Below are 16,448 nucleotides of genomic sequence, written 5' to 3' on the forward strand. Positions count from 1 at the left end.
ATCCTTCCGGGGCGGCGGCGCGACCGCGGAAGCGGCGCAGTGGCCCTTCGATCGTAGTCGCGGGCGCCGCGACGGGCCTTTCGTCGCTGACGATTGATCCGTCGTTCCCGTCGCGAAATCTGTCGTTCCGGTGGCAGGAAAGCGACGGAAAGTGCGACGGGAGCGGAGGGGACGGAGGCCCAACGTACTGCAGGGAGCGGGTCCTCGCGGACCGCTCCCTGCACTTCCAGTCTAACGGCGGGGCAGGGGCTTGCGGCAAGGCCCCGGTGCGGGGGCAGACTGGGTGGCTTCGCCCAGGAATCGGAGGATCCGTGCGCCCTGAATCCACCCCGGAAGCCGTCCCTGCCGCAGCCCCGATCGGTCCTGCGGGACCTGCGTTCTTCGCCCTGCCGCCCGCCCTCGCCCGCAAAGCGGATCCGGCCCTGATCGCCGTCGACGACGCCCATCTCGCCGCGATCCGCGATCGCCTCGCCGCGGAGATCGCCGGAATCGAGGATCGCCTCGTCCGCCTGCGCGCGACCCGCGCTCGCGCCGGACAGGAAGCCCTCGACCGCGACCTAGAGATCCACCGGTCGACGTCCCGGCTGCAGCTCCTCCGACGCTTCGGCGTCGACCTCTGCCTCGGCCGGATGGTCGCGGCCGGTGCCGACGAACCGGTCTACATCGGCCGGATCGGCCTCACCGACTCGACCGGCCGCCGCCTGCTCGTCGACTGGCGCGCGCCCGCCGCCGAGCCGTTCTTCGCGGCGACCCACGGGGATCCGCAGGGGCTCGTGAGTCGCCGTCGGTACCGCTGGGCGTCGCGACGGATCACCGACTACTGGGACGAGGTGTTCGATCCCGAGGGGCTGGACGGCGCCGCCGCGCTCGACGACCAGTCCGCCTTCATCGCGAGCCTCGGCGCGTCGCGCTCGCCGCGGATGCGCGACGTGCTGAGCACGATCCAGGCCGACCAGGACGCCATCATCCGCGCGTCCTCGCGCGGCCCGCTCGTCGTCGACGGCGGGCCGGGCACGGGCAAGACCGTGGTCGCGCTGCACCGCGCCGCGTACCTCATGCACGCCGAGCAGCGGCTCAGCCAGGGCGGGATCCTGTTCGTCGGCCCGCACCGGCCGTACCTCGCGTACGTCGAGGACGTGCTGCCGAGCCTCGGCGAGGACAGCGTGCGGGTGTGCACGCTCGCCGACCTCGCCCCCGAAGGACGCGACGGCGATCGCATGCCCGAGGAGCAGGATCCGCTCGCCCGGCGGCTGAAGTCGGGGCTGCGCCTGCTCGATGCGGCGGCCGCGGCGGTCCGCTATCACGAGCACGCCCCGGAGCAGCGGCTGCGGGTCGAGACGCCGTGGCGCGACGTGGTCGTCGAGCCCGCGGCGTGGACCGAGGCGTTCGACGCGCCCGAGCCCGGCACCCCGCACAACGACGCCCGCGACGTCGTCTGGGATGCGCTGATCGGATCGCTCGTCGAGGACGACGCCGACGACGACGTGCCGCCGCACCTGCTGGACCGGGCGCTGCGGCAGAGCGCGGTGCTGCAGCGCGCGTTCGTCGAGGCGTGGCCGGTGCTGGATCCGGCCGGCGTCGTCGCCGACCTGTGGTCGATCCCCGCGTACCTGCGGATCTGCGCGCCCTGGCTGAGCGAGGCGGAGCGCGCGGTGCTGCGGCGCGACGATCCGCGGGCGTGGACCCGGCAGGACCTGCCGTTCCTCGACGTGGTCCGGGCGCTGACGGGCGATCCGGCGGGCGCGCGGCGGCGGCGACGGCAGGAGGCCGTCACGGCGGAGGAGCGCGACTACCGCGAGCGCGTGCTCGACGAGCTGCTCGCCGCCGACGACGACAAGGAGAGTGCGATCACCGGGTTCTTCTTCGGCGACGACAGCGCGGGCGTGCGCGAGATGCTGCTCGACGAAGCGGCCCTGCCGCGATTGGATCCGGACGCGTTCGCGGGCCCGTTCGCGCATGTGATCGTCGACGAGGCGCAGGAGCTCAGCGACTCCGACTGGGCGATGCTGCTGCGCCGTGTCCCCTCACGCAGCCTCACGATCGTCGGCGACCGCGCCCAGGCGCGGCACGGGTTCGGCGAGTCGTGGGAGGAGCGGCTCGAGCGGATCGGCCTGCGCCGCATCCAGCAGGCGTCGCTGAGGATCAACTACCGCACCCCCGAGGAGGTCATGGCCGCGGCCGAGCCCGTCATCCGCGCCGCGCTGCCCGACGCGAACGTGCCGGTGTCGGTGCGCGCGAGCGGGATCCCGGTCCGGCACGCGCGGATCGCCGACCGCGACGCGATCCTCGCCGACTGGCTCGCCGCGCACGACGAGGGCATCGCCTGCGTGATCGGCGACGAGCGTCCGTTCGGGCACCCGAGGGTACGGCTGCTCACGCCCGTCACCGCGAAGGGGCTCGAGTACGACCTCGTTGTGCTCGTGGATCCCGAGGCCTTCGGGGAGGGGATCGAGGGCGCCGTGGACCGCTACGTCTCGATGACGCGCGCGACGCAGGAGCTGGTGGTGCTGGACTCCGGTCGTTGAGCGCGGAGCGAGACGAAACACGGTCGTCCGCGGGATCGCCGCGTTTCGTCTCGGTCGCTTCGCGTCCTCGCGCAACGACCGGGTCGTCCGCGGGATCGCCGCGTTTCGTCTCGGTCGCTCCGCGTCCTCGCTCAACGACCGGGTCGTCCGCGGGATCGCCGCGTTTCGTCTCGGTCGCTCCGCGTCCTCGCTCAACGACCGGGGTATGGTGCGCCCACGAGCGCCTCGCCGAGCGGGGTGCGCAGGTGCATCATGCGGGCGCCGTCCCGCGTGCTCACGACGAGCCCGGCGTCGCGGAGCACGGTGAGGTGATGCGACGCCGTGGACGCGGCGATGCCGGCCTCTGCCGCCACCAGCGAGGTCGTGCGCGGCACGTGCGCGGCGAGCAGGATCCCCGCGCGCACCGGGCCGACGAGCGCCTCGAGCGCGCGGGCGGGGTCGGCGGTGTCCTGCGCCCAGCCCGCGGTCACGCCGCGGGCCGGGTAGAACAGGGTGGGCTGGGCCGGCGGCTCGGTGATCACCATGCACCCCCACGACGCCATCACCGACGGCACGAGCACGAGCCCGATGCCACGGCAGTCCACGTCCTCGCTGTGCCGGCGCAGCCGCACCCGCACGGATCCGTCGCCCCAGCTCACCTGTGGGTGGATCCCGCTCGCCATCGCGGCGAGCCCGTCGGTCGCGACGGTGCGCGAGCGCACGGCGACGTCGGCGCGCAGGATCCGCTCGAGCTGCGGCCAGACCGGGGCGAGAGCGGCGTCCCACACCTCGCTCCAGGCGTCGGCGATCAGGGCGCGGGCACGGATCGGGTGCTCCTGCATGCGCCGCAGCGCCTCCTGCCGGCGGCCGGAGGAGCGCACGACCATCTTGCCGAGATCGACGCGCATGCCGGCGAGTGGCGCCTCGCGGAGGGCGGCGAGCTCGTCGTCGGGGGAGAGATCCCAGCGCGCGGTCGTGGTGAGGAAGTCCGGCAGGTAGCCGTCCGCGCCGATCACGTGCGCGAGCACGCCGAACGCGTCGCGGGGCAGACGCCCCCGGGCGTCGCGGAGCCAGCCCCACGCGAGCGGATACTGCTCGGGCCTCAGCAGTGCGCGCACGGCGTTCGCGAGCTCGTGACCCGGCGAGATCCCGAAGCGCACCGCCTGGATGTCGCCGGGGCTGAGCCGGAAGTCGACGCGGTGGTGCTCGGACTCGATCCCCTCCATGTTTCGATCCACATCGAAACTCTACGTGGCCCGACCGAGCCCCGCGAGAGTGGGATCACCGCCACCGAGAGCACAGGAGAGGAGCGGACATGAGCGCCGCAGCCCCCGACATCACCGTCGTCGCCCCCGAGGAGATCCGCCTCGGCACCGGCAACAGCCGCCGCTTCGAGGGCGCCGAGCACGACGCCGGCGTCTCGTACTTCTACGTCGAAAACCAGCCCGGGCAGGGATCCCTGCTGCACTGGCACCCGTACCCGGAGACCTGGGTCGTGCTCGAGGGCGAGGTCGCCTTCACGGTCGGCGGGCGGACGATCACCGCCACGGCGGGCGACACCGTCACAGGACCCGCCTTCGTGCCGCACCGCTTCGAGAACATCGGATCCGGCACGATGCGCCTCATCGGCATCCACGCCTCCGCCACCATCATCCAGACCGTGGTCGACTGACCACTCACCCAGAGGAGACAGCATGTCCTTCCAGGCCTACCTCGACGCCGTCGAGACCAAGACCGGGCTCACCCCGCGCCAGATCGTCGATATCGCCGCCGCGCGCGGCTTCGGCCCCGGCACCAAGGCGACCCCGATCCTGGAGTGGCTGAAGACCGAGTACGACCTCGGCCGCGGCCATGGCATGGCCATCGTGCACGTCATCACGAAGGGGCCGCAGATCAGCGCGAAGCACGTCGGTACCGATGGCACGCACGCCGACGCGAGCGATACGCTCTGGCTCGACGGCAAGGACTCGAACCCGCTCCGCGGCTGACGCCGCGATCCCCCTCACCCCCGACAGGAGCATTCCAATGGCCGTACGCGTCGATCTCAACATCTCCCTCGACGGCTACGCGACGACGACCGACCAGACCCCGGAGAACCCGTTCGGCGACGACTGGGGACGGCTCGTCGCCGCGTACACCGCGACCCGCACGTTCCGCGAGCGGGTGCTCGGCGACCGCTCCGGAGAGGGGACGACCGGTGTGGACGACCGCTACGGGGCGGCGTACTTCGAGGGGATCGGCGCCGAGATCATGGGCGCCGGCATGTTCGGCCTGCACAACTTCCCCGACGATGAGGACTGGCGCGGCTGGTGGGGCGAGGAGCCGCCGTTCCGCGTGCCCGTGTTCGTGCTCACGCACGGCCGTGCCCGGCCGTCGATCGAGTTCGACAACGGCACGGTGTTCCACTTCCTCGACGTCTCGCCCGAGGAGGCGCTCGCCCGCGCGGCCGAGGCCGCGGGCGGCGAGGACGTGCGCGTGGGCGGCGGGGTGACTACGGTGCGCTCGTTCCTCGCCGCCGGGCTCGTCGACCGCCTGCACGTCGCGATCGCGCCGATCCTGCTCGGCCGCGGGCTCAGCCTCTGGGAGGACCTGCGCGGCCTCGAGGACGGCCGGACCGTCACCAGCGAGGTCGCCGAGAGCGGCGTCGTGCACGTGACCTTCGCCCGGGACTGAGCCGAGGCTGCCGGGGCGCCCGGATCCCCCGCGAGAAACCACTTTCCGCACGAGACACCACGCCTGACGGTGAGTCTCATGCTGAAAGTGATGTCTCACGCTGCGCCCGGCGGGATGAGGACGCCGCGGGACGAGGACGCCGGGCGGGATCAGGCGGCGTCGGCCTCCGCGTCCTCGATGTCCTCATCGGTCGGGGCGCTCGGCGCCGTCCGCGCGGAGCGCTTCGCGTACATCGCGCGGGAGGCCGCGGACAGCGGATTGCGCAGGAACAGCAGCGAGATGCTGATCCCGATCAGCGCCGCGAACAGCGCGGCGAGCCACCAGAACTCGCGGAAGATGGGGAAGAAGAACCACAGGATCCCCAGCGGCACGAGGAACGCCAGCAGGCGCAGCACCGAGTAGACGAGCAGGGGAGGAAGCTTCACCCGTTCAGTCTAAGAGGACCCGTTCGGCGCGCGCTGTGAGGGGCCTATGCCGGTGCCTGCGATCGGTTGTGCAGCAGCAGGGACCGGATCCGGTGGGGCCCCGCCCGCCTAGACTGGGGACGTGGCGCGATTCCTCGTGATCGGCGGCTTCCTCGCCGCGGTCTTCTGGGTGTTCGGCATCGTGGACTGCATCGTGCAGCCGGCGAGCCGGCACCGCGGCGTGCCCAAGGGCGTGTGGATCGCGATCGTCGTCCTGATCCCCGTGATCGGCGGGCTGCTCTGGTTCGTGCTCGGCCGCACCCGGCCGGGGCGCACGGCCGAGGAGGACCGCTTCCTCCCCCTCGACGACGAGCCCGGCCCGCAGCACCGGCGGACCGGCTTCACCGACGCCGAGCAGGAGCGCCGGATCCGGGAGCTCGAGGAGGAGCTCGCGCGGCTCGACGACCGCGGCGACCCCGACTCTCCTGGCCCGCGCCCGTGACGGCCGCCGAAGGATCGCTCGCGCCGGCCGCTCCGGCCCCGGCTGCCCCGGCTGCCCCGGCTCCGTCTGCGGAGCCGACGGCGTCACCCGCCGCCGAGGCCGCGGCCCGGCTGCTGACGACGCTCGTCGAGCACGGGGTGCGCGACGTCGTCCTTTCGCCCGGATCGCGCTCGCAGGCGCTCGCGCTCGCCGCGGTCGCCCTCGCCCGGTCGGGCGCGCTCCGCGTGCACGTGCGCGTGGACGAGCGCGTCGCCGGGTTCACCGCCCTCGGCATCGCCCGCGAGTCCGGCGTGCCCGCGGCGCTGGTCTGCACCTCCGGCACGGCCGCCGCGGGATACCTGCCCGCGGCCATGGAGGCGTTCCACGCCGGCGTCCCGCTGATCCTGCTCACCGCCGACCGTCCGCCCGAGCTGCGCGGGATCGGCGCGAACCAGGCCACCATCCAGCCGGACATGTACGGCGCCTGGGTGCGGCTCGGCGTCGACGCCCCGGTGCCGGGCGATGCGGATCCGGCCGTGTTCGCGTCCCTCGCTGCCGACGCCGTCTCCGCCGCGCTCGGCGTGACCGGTCTGGGCATCGAGGGGGTGGCCGGGCCCGTGCACCTGAACCTTCCCGCGCGCGAGCCGCTGTCCGGCGCGCTGCCGGATTCGCTCGCCGCGACCCCGGGTGCCGCCCCGATGGCCGCCCCCGCGCCGACCCTGAGGGTCCCGACCGGGGCGCGCACCGTCGTCGTCGCCGGAGCCGACGCCGGCCCCGACGCCGAGCGGATCGCCCGCGAGGGCGGCTGGCCGCTGATCGCCGAGGTCGTCAGCGGATCCCGGTTCGGCGACCGCCTCGTGCCCGCCTACCGTGAACGCCTGCGCGACCGGTCGCTCACCGACCGCATCGAGCGCGTGATCGTGCTCGGGCACCCCACGCTCAGCCGCGAGGTCGCCGCGCTCCTGGCCCGGCGCGACCTCGAGGTCATCGCGGTGCGGCGCGGAGGGGAGCGGCTCGACCTCTCCGGCCTCGCGGTCGACGCGCGGCGGATCGAGGTCGACGGCGACCCGGACGACGCGGACTGGCTCGCGGAGTGGACTCGACCCACGGCCGACACCCCGCCGGCGGCGGCACACGCTCCCCTCGATCGGGCGGGCCTCGTACGGGGCGTCTGGGACGCGAGCGGGCCGCACGATCGCCTGCTGTTCGGATCCTCCCGGCTCGTCCGGGTCGCGGACGACGTGCTCGCGGCGCGCGACGTCCGCGTGCACTCCAACCGCGGGCTGGCCGGGATCGACGGCACGATCGCCACGGGGATCGGGATCGCGCTTGCCGCGGACCTCACCGGTGTCGGTGACGGCGCTGTCCGGGTCCTCCTCGGCGACCTGACCTTCCTGCACGACGTCGGATCCCTCCTCCTCCCCGCCGATGAGCCGTCCCCCCGGATCCAGGTGATCGTCGGCAACGACGGGGGCGGCACGATCTTCGACGGGCTCGAGGTCGCGGGCACCGCAGAATCCGACGACCTCGACCGCGCCTTCTACACCCCGCAGTCGGTCGAGCTGGCTCCGCTGGCCGCGGCCTACGGCTGGGGGTACCTTCGCGCGGAGACCCCGGCCGCGCTGGCGGACGCGCTCGCGGCGGACTCTGGCCGGCCGCGGATCATCGAGGTCCCGCTCGCGCGCTGAGCCCCGCCGATCCTTTCCGCGGGCGCGTCGGGCAGGGCAGGATGAGGGCATGAGCGCTTACTCCGCCGGGTGGACGAGCCCCGCCGCAGAGGTCCTCCGCGTCACCGCCGACGGGTTCGCCGCGGTCGATCCCGACTCCACACCCGGCTATCAGGGCCGGAAGCTGGACGGCGCCGACGATCTGACGGCGGGCCTGCGCGAGCTCGGTGAGCTGCAGGAGCGGCTGTTCGCCCGGTCCGCGGTGGGCGAGGCGAACGGCAGCGTGCTGCTCGTGCTGCAGGCGATGGACTCGGCCGGCAAGGGTGGGATCGTCCGGCACGTCGTCGGCGGCGTGGATCCGCAGGGCATCGAGCTCGCCGCGTTCAAGGCGCCGACCGCCCAGGAACTGCAGCACGACTTCCTCTGGCGGATCGAGAAGCACCTGCCGAAGCCCGGCATGATCGGCGTGTTCGACCGGTCGCACTACGAGGACGTCCTCATCGGCCGGGTCCGCGGGCTGGCCTCGCCCGAGGAGATCGAACGGCGCTACGACGCGATCGTCGAGTTCGAGAAGCGCGCGGTCGACTCGGGGATCCGGGTGATCAAGGCCATGCTGCACATCTCCCGCGGCGAGCAGAAGAAGCGGCTCATGGACCGCCTCGACCGCCCGGAGAAGCACTGGAAGTTCACGCCCGGAGACACTGACGAGCGGCTGCTCTGGGACGACTACATGGACGCGTACGAGACCGTGTTCACGCGCACCTCGACCGACGCCGCGCCCTGGTACGTGATCCCCGCGAACCGCAAGTGGTATGCGCGTCTCGCCGTGCAGGAGCTGCTGCTCGCGGCGCTCGAGGACATCGATCCGCAGTGGCCGATCGCGACCTACGACGTCGCGCTCGAGAAGAAGCGGCTCGCGGCGAGCTGAGCGCGGGCCCTTCTCGGGGTCGTTGAGCGAGGACGCCGAAGGCGACCGACTATGGGGTCGTTGAGCGAGGACGCCGAAGGCGACCGAGACGAAACGGGGCGATCCGCCTGATGCCGCGTTTCGTCTCGCCTGCGGCTCGCTCAACGACCGAGATGCGGCCGGGGCCCCTCAGGCCAGGGCGTCGACGATCGGGCGGAACTTCACCCGGGTCTCCAGCAGCTCCGCCTCGGGGTCGCTGCCGGCCACGATCCCCGCGCCCGCGTAGGCGGTGAGGCGGATCGGATCCGCGGATCCGCCCTCGCCGATCCCGAACTGGGCGCAGCGCAGCGCGATCGCCCACTCGCCGTTGCCGTGCGCGTCGATCCAGCCCACCGGGCCCGCGTAACGGCCACGGTCGAAGGGCTCGAGCTCCCGGATCGCGGCGATCGCGACGTCGGTCGGAGTGCCCGCCACGGCCGCGGTCGGATGCAGGGCGGCGGCGAGGTCGAGCGCCGAGGCGCCGTCGCTGAGCTCGGCGCGCACGTCCGTGGCGAGGTGGAACAGGTTCGGCAGCTCGAGGATGAACGGGCCGCCGTCGGCCTCGAGCGCGCGCGTGTGCGGGGCGAGCGCGGCCACGACGCTGCGCACCGCGAAGGCGTGCTCGTCGTTGTCCTTCGGGCTGTCCGCGAGCCCGGCCGCGGCGCGGGCATCGGTCACGGCGTCGGCGCCGCGGGCGGTCGTGCCGGCGAGCACGCGTGCGGTGACCACGCCGTCCTGCACCGTGACGAGGGTCTCCGGGCTCGCGCCGATGAGGCCGTCGACCGCGAACGCCCAGGTGTCGGGGTACTCGGTGCTGAGCGCGCGCACGAGGCGGCGCAGGTCGGATCCGGCGGGCACCGTCCCGACGAGGTCCCGCGCGAGCACGACCTTGCCGTACCGGCCCTCCGCGATCCCGGCCAGAGCGGCGCGCACCGACGACTGGTACCCCTGCGCGGTCTGCGCGCCGGGGCCGAGCGTGCCCGCCCAGTGCGGTCCGAACGCGGTGGGAGCGGGGTCCTCGGCGGGGGCGGCGCCCTCGTCGTGGATGCGGGTGATCCAGGTCCGCCCGTTGTGCCGGCCGATCACGGTCCGCGGCACGACGAGCACGCTGTCGGCGGACGAGCCCTCGTCGAACACGAGCGCGGCGAACGCCACGAGGCCCGTGCCCGGATGGCGCACCGGATCGTCGACGACGGCGGAGGAGCGGATCGCGTCCCAGGCGCGGCCGAGCGCGGCGGCGCGCATCTCGGCGCCGGCGGCGACCCGCACGACGCGGGCGGTCTCGGGCCCGACGGCGACGATGCCGTCGCCGCGGCGCAGCCACGCGAGAGGACCCGCGGGGTCGGCGTAGGCGAGGAGGTCGTCGCCGAGGTCGATCTCTCGGGTCTCCACGACCAGGCCGGCAGTCACGGATCCAGCCTATTCCGTGCCGGGACGCTCCTCTGCGCGCCGCATAGAGTGGCACCGTGAGCGCGCAGCGGCCGGAGCCCGGCACCGAGGTGGTCTTCCAGTTCCGCAAGTGGGACGGATCCCCGCACTGGCGGCACGAGTGCGTCTACCTCGGCTCGGACGAGTGGGGCGAGTGGCTCGGCCAGCCGCGCGGCTGGGGCAGCTCGCGCCCCGGCCGGTCGTTCGTCGCGGGAGGCCCGTTCGTGACGCTGCTGCCGCCGAGCGGCGACTGGGCGCTCACCGCCAACCGCCACCGCGGCGACGGCATGCGCATCTACGTCGACCTCGCCTGGGACGTGCGCCCCGGCGATGTCGACGGCACCCCGGATCCGCTGCTGTTCACCGGGATCGACATGGACCTCGACGTCGTGCGGGTCGAGGGCGACCGCGGCACCTGGATCGACGACGAGGACGAGTGGGAGCAGCACCGGGTGCACTACGGCTACCCGGACGAGGTGCAGGAGCACCTGCTTGCGCTCACCGCCGACCTCGAGCGGCGGGTCCGCGCGCAGGAGGCGCCGTTCGCCGAACCGGTGTATGGCGCGTGGCTGGACCGGCTCGAGGCGCTCGGCCTCGAACGGCCGCGCCTAGACTCGGAGCATGACCCCGCCGACGCCTGACGAGCCCAACCGCGCCGATCTGGGCAAGGATCCGGCGCGCGTCAGCGGCATGTTCGACCAGGTCGCGGCCGGCTACGACCGCACCAACACGGTCATGACGGTCGGCAACGATGCGCTCTGGCGGGCGGCGACGACCCGTGCGGTCGCGCCCAAGAAGGGCGAGCGGATCCTCGACCTCGGTGCGGGCACCGCCTCCTCGTCCGCCTCGCTCGCGGCGAGCGGCGCCGAGGTGGTCGCGGCGGACTTCTCGCCGGGCATGCTCGCCGAGGGCAGGCGCCGGCACGGCGCGCTGCCGAACCTCAGCTTCGTGCAGGCCGACGCGATGGATCTGCCGTTCGGCGACGCCGAGTTCGACGCGGTGACGATGTCGTACAGCCTGCGCAACGTGCAGGACCCGAAGAAGGCGCTCGCCGAGCTGTTCCGCGTCACCAAGCCCGGCGGCCGGGTCGTGATCAACGAGTTCTCCACGCCGCCCGCACCCCTGCTGCGCGGGTTCTACAAGTTCTACAACGGGCAGATCCTGCCCCGCGTCGCCCGCATCGCCGGCACGAACGGCGAGGCCTACGACTACCTGAACGAGTCGATCAGGGACTGGCCCGATCAGCGCACGCTCGCCGCGTGGATGCGCGAGGCCGGATGGATCGACGTCGCCTGGCGCAATCTCTCGTTCGGGATCGTCGCCCTGCACCGCGCCCGCAAGCCCCTCGCCTGATCACGGGTCTCGCCTGATCGCGGGTCGCCCCGTCAGCCGTCCCGCGGATCCGGCTGCGGGATGTTCGCGATCTCCCAGGCCTCGGCGATCCGGCCGTCGCGGAGATGACACACGATCGCCTGGTCGATCGCGAAGGCGCGGCCCGTCCGGGCGACGGAGCCGAGGTCGCCGACGAGGGTGCCGGTCACGATCACCCGCGCCATCTCGGTGTCGCCGTCGACGAGCACCTCCTCGACCTCGTGGCGCAGCCCCGGCGACGCGGCCAGGGCGTCCCGCCACACCTGCTTCTCCGCCTCCCGGCTGTCGGTCGAGAGACCGACCGGGGCGTGCACGACGACACCGGCGTGCAGCAGGTCGTCGAAGGCGTCGAGGTCCCCGCTGTCGCCGGCGGCGAGCCAGCGCTCGATCACGGAGGACCCCGGGGTCATGCCCTCAGCATAGATCGGGCGGGTGCGGCCGCTCCAGAGGCGGCCTGCGACGACATCCCCCCTCCCGAGCGCAGGTAGGCTGGAGGACGTGACTTCGAGCCCCGCCGCCACGGGTTCGCGCCTCGCGAGCCGACTCGGCTTCAGCGACCGCGTTTTCGTCGGGCCTGCCGCGCGCAAGCTCGCGCGCGAGGTCGAGGCCGGCCTGGACCTGGTCGAGCAGGGTCTCGCCGAGGATCTGCATGTCGCCGACTCCCTCGCCGACGCCACCAGCCGCTACCTCTACGACGCGGGCGGCAAGCGGGTCCGCCCCGTGCTCGCGCTGCTCACCGCGCAGCTCGGCGCCGGCAACGTCACGCCTGTGATCGACATCGCGAAGGCGCTCGAGCTCACGCACCTCGGCTCGCTCTACCACGACGACGTCATGGACGGCGCCGACCGCCGCCGCGGGGTCCCCGCCGCGCACGCGGTGTGGGGCAACAACATCGCGATCCTCACCGGAGACATCCTGTTCTCCCGGGCCAGCCAGCTCATGTCGCGCCACGGCGACCGCGCGATCCGGCTGCAGGCCGACACGTTCGAGCGGCTCGTGCTCGGCCAGATGCATGAGACCGTCGGCCCGCAGGAGGGCGACGACCCGATCGCGTTCTACATCCAGGTGCTCGCCGACAAGACCGGTTCCCTCATCGCCGCGGCCACGCAGGCCGGCGCGATCTTCTCCGGAGCTCCCGCCGAGTACGAGGAGCCGCTGCGCGTCTACGGGGAGAAGATCGGCGTCGCGTTCCAACTCATGGACGACGTGATCGACCTGTCCGCGAGTCCGGCGGACACCGGCAAGGTGCCCGGCACGGATCTGCGCGCCGGCGTTCCGACGATGCCTTCGCTGCTGCTCGCCGCGGAGACGGATCCGGAGTCCACGGCGCTGGCCGCCGAGATCGCCGCGGGAGTCGCCCGGATCGCGGAGGGGGAGGATCCGGCGATCCTCGATGACGCCCTCGCCCGCCTGCGCGACCACGCCGTCACCCGGAAGACATCGGAGCTCGCCCGCGCCTGGACGCAGGAGGCGATCGACGCCCTCGACGTGCTGCCGAAGGGGGCGGTGCGCGACGCGCTGACCCGGTTCGGGCAGTCGCTCGCCGACCGCAGCAGCTGAGCCTGCTGGAGAGGACACCATGACCAAGCTCAGGCTTGCCATCGTCGGCGCCGGCCCCGCCGGCATCTACGCCGCCGACATCCTGCTGAAGGCGGAGCGCCGCTTCGACGTCTCGATCGACCTGTTCGAGCACCTGCCCGCGCCCTACGGCCTGGTCCGCTACGGCGTCGCCCCCGATCACCCGCGCATCAAGGGCATCATCACGGCCCTGCGCGACGTGCTCGACCGCGGCGACATCCGCATCTTCGGCAACGTGCACTTCGGCACCGACATCACCCTCGACGACCTGAAGAAGCACTACAACGCGGTCATCTTCGCCACCGGCGCCCGCCGCGACACCGGCATGGACATCCCCGGCGTCGACGCGATCGGGTCCTACGGCGCCGCCGACTATGTGAGCTGGTTCGACGGGCACCCCGACGTGCCGCGGGAGTGGCCGCTGGACGCACGGTCCGTCGCCGTCATCGGCAACGGCAATGTGGCGCTGGACGTGTCGCGGATGCTCGCCAAGCACGCCGAGGACCTGCTCGTCACCGAGGTCCCGGCGAACGTGCACGAGGGCCTGGCGCAGAGCGCCGTCACCGACGTGCACGTGTTCGGCCGCCGCGGCCCCGCGCAGGTGAAGTTCACCCCGCTCGAGCTGCGCGAGCTCGGCGAGCTGCGCGACGTGGACATGGTCGTCTACGACGAGGACTTCGACTACGACGAGGCCTCCCGCGACGCGATCGCGAGCAACAAGCAGGTCATGGTCATCGACCGGGTGCTGCAGTCGTGGCGCAAACGCGACTCGGTGAACAACGCGGGCGGATCCGCCTCGCGCCGCCTGCACCTGCACTTCTGGGCGCGCCCGGTCGAGGTCCGCACCGATGACTCCGGCCGCGTCGCCGCCCTCGTCTACGAGCGCACGCGGCCCGACGGCAACGGGGGAGCGGTCGGCACGGGCGAGCTGCGCGAGGTGCCGATCCAGGCGCTGTACCGCGCGGTCGGCTACTTCGGGTCCCCGCTGCCCGGCGTCCCCTTCGACAAGCGCCACGGCGTGATCCCGAACCGCGAGGGCCAGGTGCTCTCGAAGGACTCCAACCAGCGCGTGCCCGGCGTCTACGCGACCGGCTGGATCAAGCGCGGCCCGGTCGGCCTCATCGGCCACACCAAGTCCGACGCGATGGAGACCATCCGCCACGTCATCAACGACCAGGGATCCTGGTGGCAGCCGGAGGACCCCTCCGAGGCCGCGATCCCGGCGTTGCTCGCCGAGCGCGGGGTGCGCTGGACGGACCTGAACGGCTGGCACCGCCTGGACGCCCACGAGATCGCGCTCGGCGCCCCCGAGGATCGCGCGAGGATCAAGGTCGTCCCGCGCGAGGACATGGTCCGCATCTCCCGCGGAGAGTGACTCCCGGTCCCTCGGCCCGCCGAAGGGACGTCGCGCGTCACTCTCCGGCGTCACCTCGACCGTGAACGTGACGCGCGCGCCACGGCGCCTCCTTGCGACGGCGGGATCCGGACGCGCCGCTACTGTGGCCCCATGAGCACGATCGAGCCCGCCGGATGGCAGCCGGACGTGCTCGGCGACGAGTTCGAGCAGCTCACCCTGCCGCTCGGATCCGACGACGAGGGCCCGCTCGTCGCGACGCTCGTGCGGGCGCTGCCGCGGCGCAGCATCGCTCATCGGCTGTTCGGTGACGGCCGGCAGCTCGCCGACACCGACGTGATGTACGTGCACGGCTGGTCCGACTACTTCTTCCAGAGGCGGCTCGCCCGGTTCTGGACGGCGCGCGGTGCCCGGTTCTTCGCGCTCGACCTGCGCAAGTACGGCCGCAGCCTCCGACCCGGGCAGACCGCGGGCTACATCACGCACCTCTCCGAGTACGACAAGGACATCGCGGCCGCGCTCGCCGCGATGCAGGCGGATCCGGATCGCGCGGCGGGGCGCCGGCTGATCCTGCTCGGCCACTCCACCGGCGGCCTGATCCTCAGCCTGTGGGCCGCACGGTACCCGGGGGTCGCCTCCGCGGTGATCCTGAACAGCCCGTGGCTGGAGTTCCAGCTGCCGCGGTTCACCCGCGAGACGATCGCGCCGCTCGTCGGGCTGCAGGCGCGTCGACGCCCGCTCGAGCGCGCACCGCAGGTCGACCTGGGCTTCTACAGCCGCGCGCAGAACGAAGCGGCGGATCCCGCCGACCCGATGGAGGTGAACCTCGCCTGGCGTCCGGAGCAGACCATGGCGGTGCACGCGGGCTGGCTGCACGCGATCCTGGGCGGTCATGCCACGATCGCCGCGGGGATCCGGATCGCGGCGCCCGTGTGCCTGCTGCTCTCGGCGCGCAGCGCCTACCCGACGTCGTGGTCGGACGAGCTCACCCGGGCGGACAGCGTGCTCGTCGTCGACGACATCGCCCGGGCCGCGCTGAAGATCGGCCCGTCCGTCACGATCGAGTGGATCGACGGCGCGCTGCACGACGTCTTCCTGTCCCGGCACGACGCCAGGGAGGAGGCCTACGCCCGCCTCGGCCGGTGGGTGGACGGATGGGCGGCGCAGGACGCGGCGGCAGGCCGCAGGGCCCGGGCGTCCCGCTGAGCCTCAGTCGATCAGGTACATCGCGCGGACCAGGTGCTCCGCCGCAGGTCCGTCGGCGTCGAGGATCGCCTGGGCGAGCTCCTCGTGGATCGCGCGCATATGTGCCTGCTCCTGGGCGGTCAGGGCCCAGGTGCGCAGATTGCGGAAGACGAGCAGGTTGGTCTCGTCCAGGAGCTTGGCGAGGATCACGTTCTCGCTCCGCTCGGCCAGGTGGCTGATGAACGTCCAGCTCGCGTCTGAGAGTCCGACGGTCAGGTCGTCGTTCATCGCCCGGGCCAGTCGGGCCGACTCCTCCCGGTCCTCATCGCTGAGCAGCGGCACCGCGAGCGCGGCGATCGCGCCGCTCAGGTAGCCGGCGTAGGCGCGGGTCATCGAGGCCAGCTTCGGCGGCACGTCGGTCACCTGCGTGTACCGGCTCGGATACATCTCGACCAGACCGATCCGCTCGAGCCGCTGCAGCGCCTCCCGGATCGGCATGCGCGAGACGCCGAACTGCTCCGCGAGATCGGCATCGCGGATCCGGTATCCCGGTGGCAGCGTGCCGTCGATGATCGACGCGCCGACACGCTTATACACCTCCTCGGCAAGGAGCTGTTTCGTGTTCCCCTGATGCGGCCGGAACTCGCCAAAAACAGGACCGCTGGCGTCCATCAACTACCCCCAAAGTAGTTTCCCCAGACCGCCACTATCCCACTGCCAGCCGACATTCTCAAATATCGGTTCCTGTGAGGGTTCCTTGTCGCAGCTGAGAATGTCGGCGGGCGGGGGGCGTGGGGGGGGGCGGCGCGCGCGGGGGCCGCGGGCGGGCCCCCCCCGGGGGTTGGGGGGGGGCCGCG

General features: G+C 72.9%; 17 protein-coding genes. 12 read left to right on the top strand and 5 right to left on the bottom strand.

Annotation, left to right across the window (positions count from 1 at the left end):
* The first annotated feature begins 311 nt into the window (after positions 1-311).
* Entirely contained in the window at positions 312-2,525 is a 2,214-nt protein-coding gene (helR, locus tag RBR11_RS09585; RefSeq protein WP_308489113.1) for an RNA polymerase recycling motor ATPase HelR, read from the top strand.
* A 191-nt stretch (positions 2,526-2,716) separates the two neighbouring features.
* Here the strand turns inward: helR and RBR11_RS09590 are convergent, their stop codons facing one another.
* A complete protein-coding gene (locus tag RBR11_RS09590) occupies positions 2,717-3,742 on the bottom strand; it encodes an ArsR/SmtB family transcription factor (RefSeq protein ID WP_308489114.1) in 1,026 nt (341 codons plus the stop codon).
* Positions 3,743-3,819: 77 nt separating this feature from the next.
* Between RBR11_RS09590 and RBR11_RS09595 the strand changes: the two genes are divergently transcribed.
* From RBR11_RS09595 to RBR11_RS09605, 3 genes are read left to right on the top strand one after another with little or no spacing between them, the layout of a single operon-like run.
* Positions 3,820-4,176: a cupin domain-containing protein gene (locus RBR11_RS09595; protein ID WP_308489115.1), complete on the top strand. Its 357-nt coding sequence runs from the start codon at positions 3,820-3,822 to the stop codon at positions 4,174-4,176.
* 22 nt (positions 4,177-4,198) lie between these two features.
* Positions 4,199-4,492: a DUF4287 domain-containing protein gene (locus RBR11_RS09600; protein WP_308489116.1), complete on the top strand. Its 294-nt coding sequence runs from the start codon at positions 4,199-4,201 to the stop codon at positions 4,490-4,492.
* Between the two features lie 37 nt (positions 4,493-4,529).
* Positions 4,530-5,177 carry a dihydrofolate reductase family protein gene (locus tag RBR11_RS09605; RefSeq protein ID WP_308489117.1) on the top strand — a complete coding sequence of 216 codons (648 nt, stop codon included), beginning with the start codon at positions 4,530-4,532 and terminating at the stop codon, positions 5,175-5,177.
* A gap of 149 nt (positions 5,178-5,326) precedes the next feature.
* Here the strand turns inward: RBR11_RS09605 and RBR11_RS09610 are convergent, their stop codons facing one another.
* Positions 5,327-5,602 (bottom strand): DUF4229 domain-containing protein, encoded by a 276-nt coding sequence (locus RBR11_RS09610; RefSeq protein WP_308489118.1) that lies wholly within the window; start codon positions 5,600-5,602, stop codon positions 5,327-5,329.
* A 121-nt stretch (positions 5,603-5,723) separates the two neighbouring features.
* Here RBR11_RS09610 and RBR11_RS09615 point away from each other — a divergent pair, with 121 nt between their 5' ends.
* From RBR11_RS09615 to RBR11_RS09625, 3 genes are read left to right on the top strand one after another with little or no spacing between them, the layout of a single operon-like run.
* Positions 5,724-6,083 carry a PLD nuclease N-terminal domain-containing protein gene (locus tag RBR11_RS09615; RefSeq protein WP_308489119.1) on the top strand — a complete coding sequence of 120 codons (360 nt, stop codon included), beginning with the start codon at positions 5,724-5,726 and terminating at the stop codon, positions 6,081-6,083.
* On the top strand, positions 6,080-7,750 hold the full coding sequence (gene menD, locus RBR11_RS09620) for a 2-succinyl-5-enolpyruvyl-6-hydroxy-3-cyclohexene-1-carboxylic-acid synthase (RefSeq protein WP_373889789.1): 1,671 nt from the start codon (positions 6,080-6,082) through the stop codon (positions 7,748-7,750). Before RBR11_RS09615 ends, menD begins: the two co-directional genes overlap by 4 nt.
* A 49-nt stretch (positions 7,751-7,799) precedes the next feature.
* Entirely contained in the window at positions 7,800-8,657 is an 858-nt protein-coding gene (locus RBR11_RS09625; protein WP_308489120.1) for a PPK2 family polyphosphate kinase, read from the top strand.
* Between the two features lie 168 nt (positions 8,658-8,825).
* On the opposite strand, the gene RBR11_RS09630 is transcribed toward RBR11_RS09625, so the two are convergent.
* A complete protein-coding gene (locus tag RBR11_RS09630; protein ID WP_308489121.1) occupies positions 8,826-10,085 on the bottom strand; it encodes an isochorismate synthase in 1,260 nt (419 codons plus the stop codon).
* A 56-nt stretch (positions 10,086-10,141) separates the two neighbouring features.
* Between RBR11_RS09630 and RBR11_RS09635 the strand changes: the two genes are divergently transcribed.
* Complete coding sequence (locus RBR11_RS09635; protein WP_308489122.1) at positions 10,142-10,744, top strand: DUF402 domain-containing protein; 603 nt, start codon at positions 10,142-10,144, stop codon at positions 10,742-10,744.
* Entirely contained in the window at positions 10,725-11,456 is a 732-nt protein-coding gene (locus RBR11_RS09640; protein WP_308489123.1) for a class I SAM-dependent methyltransferase, read from the top strand. The genes RBR11_RS09635 and RBR11_RS09640 overlap by 20 nt, the downstream gene beginning before the upstream one ends.
* Before the next feature lie 32 nt (positions 11,457-11,488).
* On the opposite strand, the gene RBR11_RS09645 is transcribed toward RBR11_RS09640, so the two are convergent.
* A complete protein-coding gene (locus RBR11_RS09645; RefSeq protein WP_308489124.1) occupies positions 11,489-11,884 on the bottom strand; it encodes an ester cyclase in 396 nt (131 codons plus the stop codon).
* Between the two features lie 88 nt (positions 11,885-11,972).
* Between RBR11_RS09645 and RBR11_RS09650 the strand changes: the two genes are divergently transcribed.
* From RBR11_RS09650 to RBR11_RS09660, 3 genes are all read left to right on the top strand, one after another.
* On the top strand, positions 11,973-13,034 hold the full coding sequence (locus RBR11_RS09650; protein WP_308489125.1) for a polyprenyl synthetase family protein: 1,062 nt from the start codon (positions 11,973-11,975) through the stop codon (positions 13,032-13,034).
* A 19-nt stretch (positions 13,035-13,053) separates the two neighbouring features.
* Positions 13,054-14,427, top strand: coding sequence for an FAD-dependent oxidoreductase (locus RBR11_RS09655; RefSeq protein ID WP_308489126.1), 1,374 nt, complete (start codon positions 13,054-13,056; stop codon positions 14,425-14,427).
* A 132-nt stretch (positions 14,428-14,559) separates the two neighbouring features.
* Positions 14,560-15,612, top strand: coding sequence for an alpha/beta hydrolase (locus RBR11_RS09660; RefSeq protein WP_308489127.1), 1,053 nt, complete (start codon positions 14,560-14,562; stop codon positions 15,610-15,612).
* A 3-nt stretch (positions 15,613-15,615) separates the two neighbouring features.
* Here RBR11_RS09660 and RBR11_RS09665 read toward each other — a convergent pair whose 3' ends face one another.
* Positions 15,616-16,188: a GntR family transcriptional regulator gene (locus RBR11_RS09665; RefSeq protein ID WP_308489128.1), complete on the bottom strand. Its 573-nt coding sequence runs from the start codon at positions 16,186-16,188 to the stop codon at positions 15,616-15,618.
* Positions 16,189-16,448: the final 260 nt, after the last annotated feature.

Origin of the sequence: Microbacterium capsulatum (assembly GCF_030865425.1) — a bacterium.
In the GTDB taxonomy this organism is placed as follows: domain Bacteria; phylum Actinomycetota; class Actinomycetes; order Actinomycetales; family Microbacteriaceae; genus Microbacterium; species Microbacterium capsulatum.